The sequence below is a fragment of the Ornithinibacillus xuwenensis genome (genome assembly GCF_039614845.1).
GTDB lineage: Bacteria > Bacillota > Bacilli > Bacillales > Amphibacillaceae > Ornithinibacillus > Ornithinibacillus xuwenensis.
Genome location: NZ_JBDIML010000007.1, coordinates 23,810 through 40,230, shown reverse-complemented (window position 1 = coordinate 40,230; position 16,421 = coordinate 23,810). Strand labels below are relative to the sequence as shown.

General features: G+C 37.9%; 18 protein-coding genes and 1 pseudogene. 7 read left to right on the top strand and 12 right to left on the bottom strand.

All coding sequences use genetic code 11. The features are described from left to right. Window positions 1-825 (top strand): aldo/keto reductase, encoded by an 825-nt coding sequence (locus ABC228_RS16545; protein ID WP_345826288.1) that lies wholly within the window; start codon window positions 1-3, stop codon window positions 823-825. Window positions 826-1,134: 309 nt separating this feature from the next. After that, window positions 1,135-2,187, top strand: a complete 1,053-nt coding sequence (gene rsgA / locus ABC228_RS16540) for a ribosome small subunit-dependent GTPase A (protein ID WP_345826287.1) — start codon at window positions 1,135-1,137, stop codon at window positions 2,185-2,187. Between the two features lie 47 nt (window positions 2,188-2,234). Here the strand turns inward: rsgA and ABC228_RS16535 are convergent, their stop codons facing one another. From ABC228_RS16535 to ABC228_RS16525, 3 genes and pseudogenes are all read right to left on the bottom strand, one after another. Next, the gene (locus ABC228_RS16535; protein WP_345826286.1) at window positions 2,235-2,834 is read right to left on the bottom strand and encodes a hypothetical protein; all 600 of its coding nucleotides are present in this window, start codon (window positions 2,832-2,834) and stop codon (window positions 2,235-2,237) included. A 106-nt stretch (window positions 2,835-2,940) separates the two neighbouring features. Beyond that, window positions 2,941-3,484, bottom strand: a pseudogene (locus tag ABC228_RS16530) (HD domain-containing protein). A 15-nt stretch (window positions 3,485-3,499) separates the two neighbouring features. Then, window positions 3,500-4,099, bottom strand: coding sequence for a TetR/AcrR family transcriptional regulator (locus tag ABC228_RS16525; RefSeq protein ID WP_345826285.1), 600 nt, complete (start codon window positions 4,097-4,099; stop codon window positions 3,500-3,502). 83 nt (window positions 4,100-4,182) lie between these two features. On the opposite strand from ABC228_RS16525, the gene ABC228_RS16520 reads away from it, so the two are divergent. The 5 genes from ABC228_RS16520 (at window position 4,183) to ABC228_RS16500 (ending at window position 8,738) form a co-directional block, all read left to right on the top strand. Then, window positions 4,183-4,716 carry a hypothetical protein gene (locus ABC228_RS16520; protein ID WP_345826361.1) on the top strand — a complete coding sequence of 178 codons (534 nt, stop codon included), beginning with the start codon at window positions 4,183-4,185 and terminating at the stop codon, window positions 4,714-4,716. A gap of 131 nt (window positions 4,717-4,847) precedes the next feature. Then, entirely contained in the window at window positions 4,848-5,906 is a 1,059-nt protein-coding gene (gene fni, locus ABC228_RS16515) for a type 2 isopentenyl-diphosphate Delta-isomerase (protein WP_345826284.1), read from the top strand. A 93-nt stretch (window positions 5,907-5,999) separates the two neighbouring features. After that, window positions 6,000-6,842 carry an MBL fold metallo-hydrolase gene (locus ABC228_RS16510; RefSeq protein WP_345826283.1) on the top strand — a complete coding sequence of 281 codons (843 nt, stop codon included), beginning with the start codon at window positions 6,000-6,002 and terminating at the stop codon, window positions 6,840-6,842. Between the two features lie 83 nt (window positions 6,843-6,925). Next, complete coding sequence (locus ABC228_RS16505) at window positions 6,926-7,645, top strand: DsbA family oxidoreductase (protein ID WP_345826282.1); 720 nt, start codon at window positions 6,926-6,928, stop codon at window positions 7,643-7,645. 403 nt (window positions 7,646-8,048) lie between these two features. Next, window positions 8,049-8,738 carry a SurA N-terminal domain-containing protein gene (locus ABC228_RS16500; RefSeq protein WP_345826281.1) on the top strand — a complete coding sequence of 230 codons (690 nt, stop codon included), beginning with the start codon at window positions 8,049-8,051 and terminating at the stop codon, window positions 8,736-8,738. An 84-nt stretch (window positions 8,739-8,822) separates the two neighbouring features. Here the strand turns inward: ABC228_RS16500 and hisC are convergent, their stop codons facing one another. The 9 genes from hisC to hisZ are packed head-to-tail and all read right to left on the bottom strand — an operon-like array spanning window position 8,823 to window position 16,335. Beyond that, window positions 8,823-9,896, bottom strand: a complete 1,074-nt coding sequence (hisC, locus tag ABC228_RS16495) for a histidinol-phosphate transaminase (RefSeq protein WP_345826280.1) — start codon at window positions 9,894-9,896, stop codon at window positions 8,823-8,825. Between the two features lies 1 nt (window position 9,897). Further along, a complete protein-coding gene (gene hisIE, locus ABC228_RS16490) occupies window positions 9,898-10,530 on the bottom strand; it encodes a bifunctional phosphoribosyl-AMP cyclohydrolase/phosphoribosyl-ATP diphosphatase HisIE (RefSeq protein WP_345826279.1) in 633 nt (210 codons plus the stop codon). Continuing rightward, a complete protein-coding gene (gene hisF / locus ABC228_RS16485; protein ID WP_345826278.1) occupies window positions 10,531-11,295 on the bottom strand; it encodes an imidazole glycerol phosphate synthase subunit HisF in 765 nt (254 codons plus the stop codon). It lies immediately after the preceding gene. 2 nt (window positions 11,296-11,297) lie between these two features. Next, window positions 11,298-12,005, bottom strand: coding sequence for a 1-(5-phosphoribosyl)-5-[(5-phosphoribosylamino)methylideneamino]imidazole-4-carboxamide isomerase (hisA, locus tag ABC228_RS16480; RefSeq protein WP_345826277.1), 708 nt, complete (start codon window positions 12,003-12,005; stop codon window positions 11,298-11,300). Beyond that, window positions 12,002-12,607, bottom strand: a complete 606-nt coding sequence (gene hisH / locus ABC228_RS16475) for an imidazole glycerol phosphate synthase subunit HisH (protein ID WP_345826276.1) — start codon at window positions 12,605-12,607, stop codon at window positions 12,002-12,004. The genes hisA and hisH overlap by 4 nt, the downstream gene beginning before the upstream one ends. A 24-nt stretch (window positions 12,608-12,631) precedes the next feature. Then, window positions 12,632-13,216, bottom strand: a complete 585-nt coding sequence (hisB, locus tag ABC228_RS16470) for an imidazoleglycerol-phosphate dehydratase HisB (RefSeq protein ID WP_345826275.1) — start codon at window positions 13,214-13,216, stop codon at window positions 12,632-12,634. Further along, window positions 13,206-14,498: a histidinol dehydrogenase gene (gene hisD / locus ABC228_RS16465; RefSeq protein WP_345826360.1), complete on the bottom strand. Its 1,293-nt coding sequence runs from the start codon at window positions 14,496-14,498 to the stop codon at window positions 13,206-13,208. The genes hisB and hisD overlap by 11 nt, the downstream gene beginning before the upstream one ends. Continuing rightward, window positions 14,498-15,121: an ATP phosphoribosyltransferase gene (gene hisG, locus ABC228_RS16460; RefSeq protein ID WP_345826274.1), complete on the bottom strand. Its 624-nt coding sequence runs from the start codon at window positions 15,119-15,121 to the stop codon at window positions 14,498-14,500. The genes hisD and hisG overlap by 1 nt, the downstream gene beginning before the upstream one ends. After that, entirely contained in the window at window positions 15,121-16,335 is a 1,215-nt protein-coding gene (hisZ, locus tag ABC228_RS16455) for an ATP phosphoribosyltransferase regulatory subunit (RefSeq protein WP_345826273.1), read from the bottom strand. The genes hisG and hisZ overlap by 1 nt, the downstream gene beginning before the upstream one ends. Between the last annotated feature and the right edge of the window lie 86 nt (window positions 16,336-16,421).

The window sequence follows — 16,421 nt, the reverse complement described above, 5'->3', positions numbered from 1 at the left end:
ATGGAATACGTTACGTTAAATAATGGCTTAGAAATGCCAAAGCTTGGTTTTGGTGTTTGGAAGGTACCAGATGATGAAGCGGAAAAGGCTGTAAAGGAAGCACTTGAGGTGGGATATCGTTCCATTGATACTGCTATGATTTATGGTAATGAAGAAGGTGTCGGTCGAGCAATTGCTGCTTCTGGTTTGCCGAGAGAAGAACTATTTATTACAACGAAAGTGTGGAATAGTGATCAAGGCTATGAAAACACGTTAAAAGCATTTGATACGAGCCTTGAAAAGCTAGGTCTTGATTATGTAGATTTGTATCTAGTTCACTGGCCAACTCCTGAATTTGACCAATATGTGGAAACATATAAAGCGCTTGAGAAGCTTTATCATGATGGAAAAGTAAAGGCAATTGGTGTTTGTAATTTCCATATTGAACATTTGCAACGATTAATTGACGAATGTGAAATTGTGCCGGTATTAAACCAAGTAGAATGTCATCCACTTTTACAACAAGTAGAATTAAAGGCTTTCTGTAATCAGCATAATATTTATCTGGAAGCATGGAGCCCATTAATGAATGGTGGAGAAGTATTAAATAACGAAGTGATTCAAGAGATTGCTGCAGCTCACGATAAAACACCAGCACAAGTTATTCTTCGCTGGCATTTACAATACGACAATATTGTGATACCGAAATCGGTAACACCATCTCGTATCGAAGAAAACTTTAATCTGTTTGATTTTAAATTGAGTGCAGAAGATATAAAGAAAATTGAAGCATTAAATCAAAATAAACGAAATGGTCCAGATCCAAATGATATGAATGTAAGGTAAGGTAGTTAAAGATGCGCAGTGTCTACACACTCGCATCTTTTTTTGTACAATAAATGCGTGTTAGCGTAAAAGTTCCTTCATTTCTTGTTACTTTTATTAAAAAATGGAGAAAATTACAAATAACATAGTAGCTTTTTGTGAAAAATGTAGTAGACTAGAAAAGAAATATAATATGGTTCATCCATTTTAAAGGAGTGATGTATGATGACTGAAATGAAAAAAAGAGCAGGAAATCAAAATACAAGGATTAAAATGGAGGAACGTTCGGCATAAGATACGTTTCCTCCACAAAAAATAGGAGGAAATTAATTGAATAACTTAGAAAGTCTTGGATGGAAAACAGATAGCACTATTAATGAAGAATCAGTAGCACGTGTTCTTACGGTACAAAAAGGTATCTATCGCATATCGGATGGAGAGTTAGAATATCTGGCAACCTTGAGTGGGAAATTTATCAATAACGCTCAGAGTTCTTTGGATTTCCCCGCGGTTGGCGACTGGGTAGAAGTTCAGAAGCTAGTTGATGAAAAGAAAGCGATTATTAACGGTATACTACCTAGAAAAAGTCAATTTACAAGACAAGCAGCAGGTAATAAAACAGAGGCACAAATTGTAGCCGCAAATATTGATATTGTTTTCATTGTCAATTCGCTAAATCATGATTTGAATCTGCGAAGAATTGAACGGTATGTTCTGCTTGCTTATGAAAGTGGTGCGACCCCTGTTGTCGTTCTAACCAAAAAAGATGAGGCTTCAACTGAAGTCATAGAAGAGGCAATTGCTAGTGTTCATGAGGTTGCCATTGGGATTCCGGTGGTTGCAATTAGTAGTATTACGAGAGAAGGCATAGATGAACTACTTACCTATTTACCTGCATTTAAAACAGGTGCCTTACTAGGCTCTTCTGGTGTTGGCAAGTCAACACTTATCAATGCTTTATTTGAACGAGAGGTTCAAGAAACAAAGTCAATTCGTGAAGATGACAGTAAAGGACGTCATACGACAACTCATCGAGAAATGTTTTTATTACCAACCGGTGCGATGTTAATTGATACACCAGGTATGCGGGAATTACAGCTTTGGGAAGGCGAGTCTGCAATGGAAGCGACTTTTCAGGATATTGAGCAGCTAGAGGATGGATGCCGATTTTCTGATTGTAAGCATTCCACTGAGCCCGGCTGTCGCGTGCAAGAAGCACTAGCTGAAGGAGAACTATCAGAAGAAAGATTCCAAAGCTATCGTAAACTACAAAGAGAGCTAGCATTTGAAAGGCGAAAGCAAGATATGAAGGCCAAGCTAGAAGAAAAAAGTAAGTGGAAAAAAATAAGTAAACATCAAAAGAAACATTATAAGTATAAATAGGAAGAGCAGCACACCGTTCATGAACGGTGTGCTGCTTTCGTTTCCCCTTATAAAATCATTAATAACAATCTGTATACAAAATAGAAGCCAGCAACAAAAATAAATGCTGTTTTCATGTTGTTCCGTGAAACATATAAATACGAAGTCATAAACACGCCAATATATAAGAAAGTAGTTGCAAGTGAGCTGAACCAAGAACTAACAGTTATTCCAAGTGCTTCTAACGGCAGGGATACGAGCAGTAAAATACTAGGTAGGATAAAGAAAGCTCCAAATTTTTCTAAAAAGTAGTTCATATGAAATTTGCTGCCATTAGATGCAGCTACCTTCACAAAAACTGGGATTACGATTACAATAGCGATTGCAAAGGAAAGTGTACGACCAAGATAGTTAAAGTAATCGCCAAAGCCAAACCATTCTAGTGCATCTAAATAATCAAGTAAACCGATAAAAGAGCTTAGTAAAATCAATCCTAAAAATATAATCATATTGATGAGGCCAAACTGATGGTACCCTTTAAAATCATGGGATAGGATTGTATTTGGATCCTTTATGCTTTGAATAATGTAATGAAAGTAATTAGGTTGTTGTTCATTGCTTATTACTTTCTTTTCCATTGCTAAATTACTATTATTTTCATTTTCCATAGACGATGCCTCCATAAAATAGATTTCCGATATATTATATATAATAATTAGATATATTTGTATAAGCTGGAAGAATATTCATACTTTTGTCCTATGGAAAAAGCGTTTATTGAAATACACGGAGAACTAATTGTTCATATTCCGAAAAGTATGCTGGTATCTCGTGACTTTTCAAACCTTTGTACATATTGGCTACTAACGATTCATTGTACCATTTTTGCATGTCAACTCCAGCATTGAAGTTTTTCCATATACGATTACCTTGTGCTTTTAAATCCTTCTCTAATCCTATTAGGTTATCTAGCTTATCGGCAATAATTAGATATTTTACTTCTTTATCAGCATCTTTCATAATTTGGATTGTATGTTGTTTTCTTTCTTTCTTTCCATGACTTTGATTTATCTTCTGTATGGGCAGCAACTAACATAGCAACCTTTGTTCCAAATTCCCTCTCAATATCTTCTATTTCATAGATGGTATCTTCCACAACATCATGTAAGTATCCTGCACAAATCAGTTCTTCTGAAAAACCTTCCTTCTCAAGTCGGTTGGCTACACGAATCGGATGTGTAATATAGTCGTCATCAGAGTTTTTTCGTTTCTGACCGGCATGCGCTTTCGTAGCAAATTCCTTGGCTTGCTCTTTCAATTGGCATTACTCCTTTCAAGTATCTTCCACACAGAGTGATTGGAGGTGATAGGTAAGTGTATGAACCATCTCTTCTTTTGTTAATACCTTTGGGTAAAGGATGTGATGCATTGCTAACCCATCAATTAACGCATGTAAACGTAATACTTCCATTTCCTTATTAATCGTACTTCTTAATAGTTGTAGCTGTTCCATGGAATGGATGACACGTTCAATGCCGGTTTTCATTTGGATAAACACCTTTTGGCTCAGCTCTTCTAATTTTTGGTCAACGAGCGTTTTTGCAGAAAAAATTAACCAAACCTCCATTTCTATTGATCTTTCCTCATCAATTGGAAGAACTTCGCTTAGAGCCTGTTGAATTATCTCGATTGGTTGACCGTTGTATTCGGTGTTTTCAATTCGTTTTTGCACCCTGTCGGATACAAGCTCCATTGAAAATAAGAATAAATCCGATTGGGACGGAAAGTAATGGCGTAGAGATCCAACTGAAAGACCAGCTTCCAATGCAATTTTACGTACAGAAGCATTTTCAAGGCCTTCACGAACAATAACATTCCAAGTAGACTCTGCTATTTTTATTTTTCGTTCTTTGTGATTTACGATTTTTGGCATAGTTTTATTATAACACAGTTGTGCTACTATAATAAGTTTGGTACATTTATAATACAGTCGTACTATTAAGGGGGATGAGATTAGTGATAGGCTGGTTAATCATAGCCTGTGAGATAGGCTTTTGGGTGTTTGTTCTTGCGGGTCTTGTGTCACGATATATATGGAAGCGAAAGAAGCTAAGTAATGTATTACTTATATGCACACCTATTGTTGATTTAGTGCTACTTATTGCCACGGTCATTGATTTGCATAATGGTGCAGTTGCTTCCACCGTTCATGGAATTGCAGCTGTCTATATAGGAGTTAGTGTTGCGTTTGGACATCAGATGATCAGTTGGGCGGATAAGCAATTCGCTTTTCGATTTGCTGGAGGAGAAAAACCACCAAAGAAGAAAAAGTATGGAAGGGAATATGCGAAAGTAGAGCGATTAGGCTGGTATCGTCATTTACTTGCATGGATTATAGGGGCTGCTATATTACTTGGAATTATTCTTTTCATTAATAACTCGAGTCAAACAGAAGCGCTACTAGGAACGCTTAGAATTTGGTCACTCGTACTAGTGATTGACTTTGTCATAAGTTTTAGTTACACCATTTTTCCGAAGAAAGAAGAATAGTTATTCTAGTGGATTTTGTGGAGCATGCAGCGGTTTTATGTTGCATGCTCCTTTTATTATCACTTTACTTCCATTCGCGGTATGAAACAAGTAAACTAGGGATAGAGATAAAGTGGATAGGAAGTGTGGACATGGCTGAACAAGGGATTAATAAACGCAAGACGGAACATATTCGCTTATGCTTAACCGATCAAGTAGAAGGTGTCAATAAATCAACGGGACTTGAAGGGATTTCCTTTATACATAATGCATTACCTGAAATAGATTTTTCGTCTATCGATATCACGACTCGTTTTCTTAATAGACCACTTCAAGCTCCATTCCTAGTTAGCTCCATGACAGGTGGGTCAGAGCTAGCAACTGAAATTAATCAGAACCTTGCTATAGCGGCGGAAGAAAGAGGCTGGGCTATTGCGCTTGGTTCTACGAGGGCATTACTGGAAAGTGATAAGCACCAAGAATCCTTCTTAATCCGTAAACAGGCACCAACTGTTCCACTAATAGCAAATCTAGGAGCTGTACAATTAAACTATGGCTACGGATCAGATGCAGCGCAAAGAATTGTGGATTTAACGGAAGCAGATGCCCTATATCTGCATTTAAATTCATTACAGGAAGTTATCCAAGATGAAGGAGATTTAAACTTCGACAGCTTACTTCCGAAAATTGAAGAAGTCTGTAACGTGCTATCTGTACCAGTTGGCGTGAAGGAAGTAGGATTTGGGATTGATGGAAAGGTTGCCAAGCAGCTATATGATGCAGGGATATCCTTTATCGATGTTGCCGGTGCAGGTGGAACCTCATGGAGTCAGGTGGAAAAATTGCGTTCGAAAGATCCTTTAAGGAAGGCGGCAGCGGAGGCTTTTAATAGCTGGGGAATTCCAACGAAGGATTGCATCGTATCCGTGAGAAGTGAGTTAGAAGAAATACCGTTAGTGGCAAGTGGTGGTATGAAAACAGGGCTAGATGCAGCAAAGGCTATCACAATAGGTGCGGATGTAATAGGTTTTGCAAGAACATTACTGCAAGCAGCAACAGATTCTGTTGAAGCTGTTCTAGCGGTAATGGAACAAATAGAATTTGAATTGAAAATTACGATGTTTGGTATCGGAGTTAAAAATTTATCAGAATTAAAAAATACAAATAGGGTTACCATTATGGGTAGGTCTTTGTTAGATGAACAGGGCTAATCGCATGTGAATTGCGATTTGCCTTGTTTTTTTATTGTATATCAATAATTTATTACCATCATTCCAATAATAGAGATAAAAGGAGTGGTGAAGATGGATAAACAGATACATGAAGGTAGTGACATGAAATTTATTCCGATGACTTCTCTTCAAAGTAAAATGGGGCAAGCGATAGCAGAGGATGTCTACTATTATACGGACCAAATTGTCAATATTATATTTATCGGTGAACCGAATTCGAAGAAATGGTTTTTGGTTGATGCGGGTATGCCCAAATCTGCACCTGAGATTGTAAGTGCTGCAGAAGAACGATTTGGGGAGGGTGCAAAGCCGGAAGCTATCATTTTGACACATGGACACTTTGATCATGTAGGAGGATTAGTTGCGTTATTAAGAAAATGGGATGTCCCGGTATACGCACATGAAGCAGAGTTTCCGTATTTAACAGGTGAAAAAAGTTATCCTGAACCTGATACAACGGTTGAGGGTGGAATGCTTGCGAAAATCTCTGCTATTTATCCGAATGAGCCAATCGATATTGGTTTTCACTTAAAAGCTTTGCCACATGATTTTCAAATTCCAGGACTAAATGAATGGAAATGGATTCATACCCCTGGTCATAGTCCTGGCCATGTTTCGTTTTATCGAGAAAAGGATGGTTTGTTAATTTCTGGTGATGCCTTTATAACGGTAAGGCAGGATTCTTTCTATAAGGTATTGCTGCAAAAAGCCGAAGTAAACGGACCTCCTAGATACTTAACAACGGATTGGATTGCTGCCAAAAATTCTGTTGTAGAATTACAACGACTTCAACCGAGCCGAGTAATCCCGGGACATGGTATGTATTTAGAAGGGAAGGATTTTAAAAATGGGCTTGCGCACCTTGTAGAAAATTTCGAGGAAATAGCTGTTCCAGACTACGGAAAATATATATAATGTAACGATTGTATGAAGCACAAAATTATCGATAAAAATGTCTGGTGTGCTAAAATACTTGTATGAAAAGAGAGGTGCACGACATGAAAATCGAAGTATGGTCCGACTTTGTTTGTCCATTTTGTTATATTGGTAAGCGAAGGCTTGAGCTGGCATTAAGTGAATTTAAACAGAAGGACAACGTAAAAGTTGAATATAAAAGCTATCAATTGGACCCTGGTTCTGAAGCAAAACCCAATCAAACTATTCATGAGTACCTTGCGGAAAGAAAAGGAATCTCTGTAGATTATGCAAAACAAATGAATGAAAGTGTTAGCAAGCAAGCTGCAACTGTAGGTTTGACGTATAATTTTGATACAATGCAGCATACCAATACATTTGACGCTCATCGAGTTGCGAAATACGCAGAAACAAAAGCTCTGGGTAAAGAGTTGACAGAGAAACTACTGCATGCATATTTTACTGACTCAGCATTAATTAGTGAGCATGCCACCTTAACCAGGTTAGCAGTGGAGACTGGACTTGATGAGGAAGAAGTATCCGATCTTTTAGCCACGGATCGATATGCAAGTCGCGTACGGGCAGATGAAGAGCTCGCAAGACAAATTGGTGTTCAAGGAGTACCTTTCTTTGTATTTAATGAGAAATATGCTGTTTCAGGTGCGCAACCCAAAGAGGTATTTGTGGAAGTATTGGAAAAGGTATGGGAAGAAGAAAACAAACAGCCGACGCTAACATCTCTTGATCCCAAAGGAAATAAAACTTCCTATTGTACCGATGAAGGCTGTGAAGTAAACGAATAATATGAATTGGTGGGCTTGCTAATATGGTTAGTAAGCTCTTTTTATTATAGGTTTTATTGTTTGAAGGATATTTCATAGAGATGATACCGAAATTGTTCACTCATCTGGAATGTCTTCTATGATTGGTTTGTAAAGGGATTCATGGTTAGGCGAAAACAGATTACTACTTCGAGTATTTGAACAACATGTCGGTCTTAGATAGAGTTAGTATATGGATTACCCTTTTGTAAATGTGGAATGAATTAGTAAAATTCGAGTGTAATTGTAATGTAGTTGTTATTAGCTTGGTGAATCGTTGGTGGGACAGTGTTTATTCAATAATTGCTATCATGTGCTTAACCTTGCTTTACGGGTGTTAAGTGTGATTGAATAGTAATACAACGCTTAGAAATGAGGTAATGAAATGAAGAAATTACTTAGCATAGTTATGATAATGGGTTTGTTTTTGATATTAGCAGCATGTGGAGACGATGATGAAAAGACAAATGAAGAAGAAAAAGCAGCAAAAGAGATAACGCTGGAAGAGGATGAAAAAGTAGACGATGATAAAGTTGTTATCCGAATAAATGACACGGAAGTAAAAGGTGCACAATATAATACGGTGTATTTGCAAACTAAAATGCGTGTGTATCAATTTGGACAAGACATTGAAGATAAAGAGAATATTAAGGAAATAACGTTGAATGAAATTACTGCACAAGAGCTCATTAAACAAGAGGCTGCACGACAAGGTATTGATGTAACAGAAGAGGAAGTTCAGAATGAATTTGACACCCTTAAATCTGAAAATGAAGATTCATTTACTGCCTATTTAGAGCAATATAAATTAACTGAGGAATCCTTAAAGGAACAAATTCGATTTACGTTCACGCTTGATAAATATATGCAAGAGAAAGTTCAAGTTGATGAGGTTACAGAGGATGACATTAAGGAAGCATATGATCAGTTAAAAAAAGAAAATGAAGAGATGATGGAATACGAAGAAGCAAAGTCCATTATCAAAGAGCAATTAGTACAGCAGCGTGAAGCAGAAGCGCTTCAAGTAAAAGTAGAAGAATTGATGGAAGCAGCAGAGATAGAAAAGCTTATTTAATCCCTAATAAGAGCACATAGCCCATTGGCTATGTGCTTTTTGTATGAAGAAATATCATACAAGCTAAAGATGTAGCTGGAAAGGCTAAAGATGTGTATTCTTCCTTAAGATGCGCTTAAGTCTTTCCATGAATAGTTTCATTTCCGTGTTTGATCCAATTGTAATGCGTAAGTAGTTATCAATGGGCTCTTGATTAAAATGTCTAACTAAAATTCCATTTTGCTTTAGCAACGTATATAGGTTTATGGCAGTAACCTTTTTGTGGGAAGCAAACACGAAATTTGCTTGTGAAGGTAATACGTGAAATCCAAGCTGTGTTAATTCTTTAGAAATCCATTCTCTAGTTTGAATTATCTTTCGTGTTATCGCTTCATAGTAGCTTTTGTCAAGGAGTGCGGCGTTTGCTCCTACAATGGCTAATCGATCTAAGGTATAGGAGTTAAATGAATTTTTAATTCGATTTAGCCCTTCGATTAAATCTGGATGACCAATTGCATAACCAACTCGAAGTCCTGCTAAGGAACGTGATTTTGAAGTGGTCTGAATGACAAGTAGGTTAGGGTATTTCGCAACCAGTGGCACAGCTGTTTCACGAGCGAAATCAATATACGCCTCATCTATAATTACTACTTGATTACGGTTTTGAACAATAATGCTTTCAACGGCTGATAACGATAATAAGATGCCGGTTGGTGCATTTGGATTCGGGAAAATGACACCTCCATCCGACTCAAAAAAGGCTGATGGGTCTAGTGAAAAATCTGAATTAACATTTACCTCATCAAAAGGGATATTAAACAGCTTTGCATATACGGGATAAAAGCTATAGGATATGTTGGGAAAGCGTATCGTTTTTCCAGGCTCAAAAAAAGCCATGAATGAAAAGCCTAATATTTCATCAGATCCATTCCCAACAAAAATAGATTCTTTCCCTACATGATAGTTTTCTGCTATTGTTTCTCGCAAGCTATCAACAGTTGGAGAAGGGTAGCGTTTTAAATTTCCCCCTAGTTCATCTTTAATTGCATTTTCGACAGAATCAGAAGGGGGATATGGGTTTTCATTCGTATTCAGTTTGATAATGCTTGGATCATTAATTTGTTCTCCTGGAATATATGGTTCAGTCCGAGTTACGATGGAACTCCAAAATTTACTCATCTTATTTCACCGCTTTATAGAGATGTCTTTTAACTAATTCTCTTTTAATATCATCTGGAGATACATCCATTATTTCCATTAATACGAGGAGATGGTAAGTCAAATCCGCAATTTCCCAAATGGTTTCTTGCTTATCTTGATTTTTGGCTCCGATGATAACCTCACTTGTTTCCTCTCCGACTTTTTTGAGGACTTTATCAATGCCTTCTCGAAATAAATAGGATGTATAAGAATTCTTCGTTGCTTCTTTTTTTCGTTTTTTAATGGTCGATACAACTTGTTCAATAATCGATACTTGTGAAATTTCCTCTCCGAAAATGTGATAATGGAAACAGGTTTCTTCCCCTGTGTGGCAGGCTGGGCCTTGCGGTTCAACATGAATTAATAGGCTATCAGCATCACAATCGTATTGTATTTGCTTTACAACTTGTTTATTTCCAGAGGTTGCTCCTTTATTCCATAGTTCTTTTCTACTTCTGGAGTAAAACCATGTTTCTTTTGTTTCCAATGTTTTTTGTAAGGATTCTTCATTCATATAGGCTAACATTAAGACTTTTCCAGTTGTCTGCTCTTGAATAATGGCAGGTATTAGTCCGTTCTCCTGGAATTTTAGTTGATTCATAATCCCTTCCATTTATGAGACACTCCTTATTGGTGTATTGTGTTGTGTTAAATAGCTCTTGAGCTCAGGAATTCTAATCGTATTATAATGAAATACGGAAGCGGCTAGAGCAGCATCTGCTATATCATTGCTGAGGACGGATAAAAAATGTTCATTTGTCCCTGCGCCACCACTAGCCACAATAGGAATATTCACAGACTCAGCAATTGCTTTTGTCAGACTGAGATTATAGCCATTTTGTACACCATCTACATCAATGGCGTTCATAACAAGCTCGCCAGCGCCTAATTTTTCCCCTATAATTGCCCACTCAATGGCATCGATGCCGGTGTCATGTCTACCGCCGTTTTGAAATACATTCCATCTACTAGGGGAAACTTCTTTTGCGTCAATGGAAAGGACAATGCATTGTGATCCAAATTTCTTTGCTGCTGTCTCGATAAGCTTGGGATTGGTAATAGCTGCACTATTGATTGATACCTTATCAGCACCTGAATGTAGTACACGATAAACATCATCAACACTTCGAATACCGCCACCAACCATGAATGGGATACTAATTTCTGCAGCAACCCTTTCTACCATATCGACAAATATGTCGCGTTTTTCGTTGGAGGCAGTTATATCATAAAAAACAAGCTCATCTGCTCCCTCGTTGTTATAACGAATAGCTAATTCTACAGGGTCAGAAACGTCTTGGATATTTTGAAATTTCCTCCCCTTGACGACACGCCCTTTATCTACGTCCAGACAAGGGATGATTCGTTTCGCTAACATGGCTAATCCTCCATTACTTCTCTGAAATTGATTGTCCCATCATATAAGGCTTTTCCAATAATGGCACCATAGAGATTCATTTCTTTAAGTCCTCTGATGTCAGATGAGCTGGATATGCCACCTGAAGCAATTACTTGAATACTAGATGCACGGTTGATAGCTTCCAGTTCTTTCATATTGGGGCCCTCAAGCATGCCGTCTTTTGCAATATCAGTATAGATAATCGTTTCCACTCCAATTTGTTCTAGTTGCTTTAATAGATCTAGCGCGTGAATATTACTAGTCTGGCGCCATCCTTCAGTGGCTACAAGACCATTACGAGCGTCAATCGAAACGGCGATTTTATTACCGTACGTACGCACAGCGCGCTGGATGAGCGGGAGATTGTCAATTGCTGCCGTACCGAGAATGATCCTACTTACTCCTATCGATAAATAAGCTTCCATTTGCTCCATTGTTCGAATTCCACCACCAACCTGAATGGGGATGGATGTATGCATAACAATATCTTGGATAACGGACTGATTGAATGCTTTACCTGTCTTTGCACCGTCTAAATCAACGATGTGCAGGGCACTTGCCCCTAATGAAATCCATCTTTTTGCCATATCGGTAGGGGAGTCACTATATACCTTTTCTTGATTGTAATCTCCCTGTACTAATCGAACACATTTGCCGTCTAATATATCAATTGCTGGAAATAGAATCATAACATCATCTCCCGGAAGTTTTTCAGTAGCTGTATACCTATTTCACCACTTTTTTCTGGATGAAATTGCATACCAATAATATTGTCTTTTTGAACAATGACAGGAAGTTCTTCACCATATGTACTGCTACAAATTACCTCTTTTGGGTGAACATGATTTGCATAGTAGGAATGCACAAAATAGACATAAGGATTATTCGGTAAATTCGTCATAATAGCAGATGGGATTTTTACTTGAAGCGTGTTCCATCCCATATGCGGAACTTTAACAGAAGAAGGAATTCGTTGTATATGCCCTTTGAGAACACCTAGGCCATTTGTAATTCCTCCCTCATTACTTGTTTCATAGAATAATTGCATACCAAGACAGATTCCTAATAGCGGCTTTCCCTTTAGAGCTTCGGATCGTATTATGTTATCTAGATTCGCTTTATTCAGTTCATTCATCGCATCCTGGAAGGAACCAACTCCTGGTAAGATGATGGCTTCACTTTTTCGGATAGTTGCTTCATCTTTGGTTAAACAGCTTTCCATGTTTAGTTTTGCTAAAGCAAATTGAAGGCTTTTAATATTTCCAGCACCATAATCAATAATTGCGATCATTGTTTGCGGTCTCCTTTGTTTAAGTTAGAGCGATCCCTTTGTAGAAGGGATTCCTTCAATTCTTGGATTTTTACAGGTTGCTTTATCTAATGCTCGGCCAAAGCCTTTAAATATGGATTCAATAATATGATGGCTATTATGGCCATATACAAGATTGATATGTAGGTTAATGTGAGCTTGATTGACAAACGCTTGGAAAAACTCAGCTACAAGCTCGGTATCGAAGTCACCAACCTTTTCCTTCAACCCGTCTACATGGAAGATGAGGTATGGTCTACCACTTATGTCCACGGTGACGGTTGAGAGCGATTCATCCATTGGAGTCGTTACAGATGCATAACGATTAATACCCTCCTTCGTCCCGACACAGGATGCGAAAGCCTGCCCTAACACGATGCCAATATCTTCAACAGTATGATGCTGATCAACATGTAAATCACCATTACAAGTAACCGAAAGATTGAAAAGCCCGTGCTTGGTAAAAAGCGTCAACATATGGTCGAGAAATCCGACACCAGTATCAATAGCTGCATTTCCATTTCCATCTAATTCAAGACTAAGGTCTATAGTTGTTTCATTGGTTGTTCTTGTTAGCGTTCTATTTCGCATATTCATTTTCCTTTCGTATTCGGATTGAATTGGCATGACCGTGTAAGCCTTCTGTTTCTGCTAGACAGGCGATGGATTCTGAAGCATCCATAAGTGCTTTTTTTGAATAGTGAATAATGCTAGAACGCTTCACAAAATCATAAACACCAAGTGGTGAAGAGAATCTTGCGGTTCCATTTGTTGGTAAAGTATGATTTGGCCCTGCAAAATAATCACCTAATGGTTCTGGGGAATAGTTACCGATAAAAATGGCACCTGCATGATGGATGTTCATTACTTTATCCGTCGGATTGTTTATCATGAGCTGAAGGTGTTCAGGTGCAATCATATTTACGATTTCAAAAGCTTCCTGTTCGTTTTTTACTACGATGATTCTGCCCTTATTCCTAATGGAGGCTTGTGCGATATCCTTGCGTTCGAATTCTTTCAATTGATGTTGAACTTCAAATGCTATATTTTTCGCTATGGTTGGGCTTGCTGTTATGCAATATGTACTTGCTTCTTCATCGTGTTCAGCCTGAGATAGCAGGTCAGCCGCAACAAATTTCGGGTTTGCAGTTTCATCAGCAACGATACAGATTTCACTTGGTCCAGCAATCATATCAATTGCAACATCCCCATATACCCATTTCTTCGCTCTGGCAACATAGGCATTGCCAGGGCCGACAATCTTATCCACTTTTTCTACAGTTTCCGTTCCGTAGGCAAGTGCAGCAATTGCTTGTGCGCCGCCAATTTTATAAATACGATTAATTCCGAGCATGGATGCAGCTACTAAGACATAGGGACTTACGCTTCCATCTGGACCAGGTGGAGTTGAGATGCTTATTGATTTTACACCTGCTAGCTTGGCTGGAATAGCATTCATCAAGACGGTGGATGGATAGCTAGCTTTTCCTCCCGGGACATAAATTCCAACCTTTTCGATTGGTGTAACCTTTTGTCCAAGCACAATACCAGGTTGTGACTCAGTGAACCAAGATTGTTCCACTTGGCATCTATGAAAGGCGGTAATATTTTCTTCAGCTTGGCGAATCGCCTTCACGAAGTCTTGTTCAACCTGTTGACTTGCAACTGCAAATTCTTCCATTGTTACAGTAAGCTCTGCTACATCAACACCATCAAATTGTTGGGTAAGCTGCCTTATTCCGGAATCACCCTCTTTACGAACAGTATCAATTATTTCTAGTACTGACTTGTCAAAGTGAGGTTCATCTGCATTTGTGTGGAAAGTAGCTCGCTCCAATCTAAATTGTTCTGCAGAAATAATCTTCAATTCTATCACTCCAATACTTGTTGTAATTTATGGATAAAACCCTCAATTTGCTCTGTTTTTGTGGCAAAGCTCGCTTTATTGGTAATTAATCTAGTGCTAATCTCCTCTAACTCTTCTAGTATCACGAGGCCATTTTCACGTAACGTTCTACCAGTCTCGACAATATCAACGATGACATCTGCCATTCCTATAAGTGGTGCTAACTCGACTGAACCATTCAACTTAATTGTTTCCGTATTAATACCTTGCTTCTGAAAAAAATTAGCCGCAACAGAAGGATATTTCGAAGCTACGGTAAGATTCTTTAATGCAAATGTCTCCCTGTTTTTCCCAGCAACAACAAACTTACATTTCCCTTCATGCAAATCTAGCATTTCATAGACATCTGCACCGGACTCCAAAATATTATCCTTCCCAACGATACCAATATCAGCGGCTCCTTTTTCAACATAGGTTGGGACATCCACGGCTTTAACAAAAAGTAATTTAATCTCTTGATTTACATCAAAGAATACAAGCTTTCTACTATTCTCATCAAAGTCTTCAAAAAAGTAGCCGACTTTATTTAGCAGGCGAAGGGTACTATCAGTTGTACGCCCTTTCGCTAATGCAAGTGTTATTGGATGCATTATCTTCCCTCCATGATTTCTTGAAGTAAGCTTGATACGTCTTCCTTTGCGTTGAAGCAGTAATTGATAGCTTTGTAGGAAATCTCATTTCCTATGTCCGTTAGCTTTATGGAAATCCCATCTGTTTCCTTTGATTTGTTAGATATTATCGTGCGATGATTCATTTCTCTTAGGGTTTTCGCAAGCTCAAATGCTTCAACCTGTCTATTGTGTGCATAGTAGATGGCGATTTCTATAGAAGGTTCTATGAGATTGATAGGTAAAGTGGATAAGAGTGTATCGATATCAAATGCAAACCCAACAGCTGGAATAGATGAAGTAAATTGATTTGCAAGTTGGTCATATCGACCTCCAAACAATATGGGTTTTCCAATGTTTTCGATGAATCCCTGAAAGATAATTCCAGAGTAATATCCCATATGATTGATTAATCCTAGATCGATAACGATATGATTACCAAATCCATATGAATCTAACTGTTCATATACCGTTCTTAATCGCTTAAGTTCTTCTGTCATTTTTTTCGTAAATGACAGTGGTAATGCCTTCTCAAGTACTTCATTTGGATTACCATATAAGAGTGATATGGTCTGAATCGCTCTTCTTTTCTCGTCTTCAAGTGGAAGATCCTTTAAAAAGTGCTCCAATCCTGAGAAATTCTTGGATTGGATGAATTGCTTGAATTCATCCTCTTGTTCCTTTTTAAGTGATAGGTAGGTAAGGATTTCTTTCATTACTCCCGAGTGACCTAGCTCTAGCTTGAAGTTCGTAAGCTTTAAGTCAACTAAACAATGAATCGCTAAAGCAATTACTTCTGAGTCAGCCTCTGGGCGACCGTTGCCAAATAATTCAACCCCTGCTTGTGTTCGTACAAATCCTTGTGTTTGACGAAAGGATGAACGAAAGATATCTAGTACATAGCCATAACGTGTTGTTTCTTTTGAGGTATTAAGCTGTGTAGCTACCTGCTGAGTAATTGGAATCGTTACATCAGGTCTAAGCACTAGGACTTTTCCATCCGGAGAAATGACCTTAATCATTTCATCACGATTGATCGTACCGTTAACCGTTGTGTATAAGTCATAATTTTCAAAGACAGATGTTGAAATTTGATCGTAGCCATATGTATGAATGCGGCTTTTTAATTGATTAATTAATTGTTCCTTATACTTGAAATCTCTAACGTTTACATTTGGGTTTAAATAGGATTCCATAAGAAGCTCCTTTAAATAGTTTACTACTTTATTGCTTTATTGCTTTAATTAAGTAAAGTTATATAGTATTCTATAAGGTAAGATGA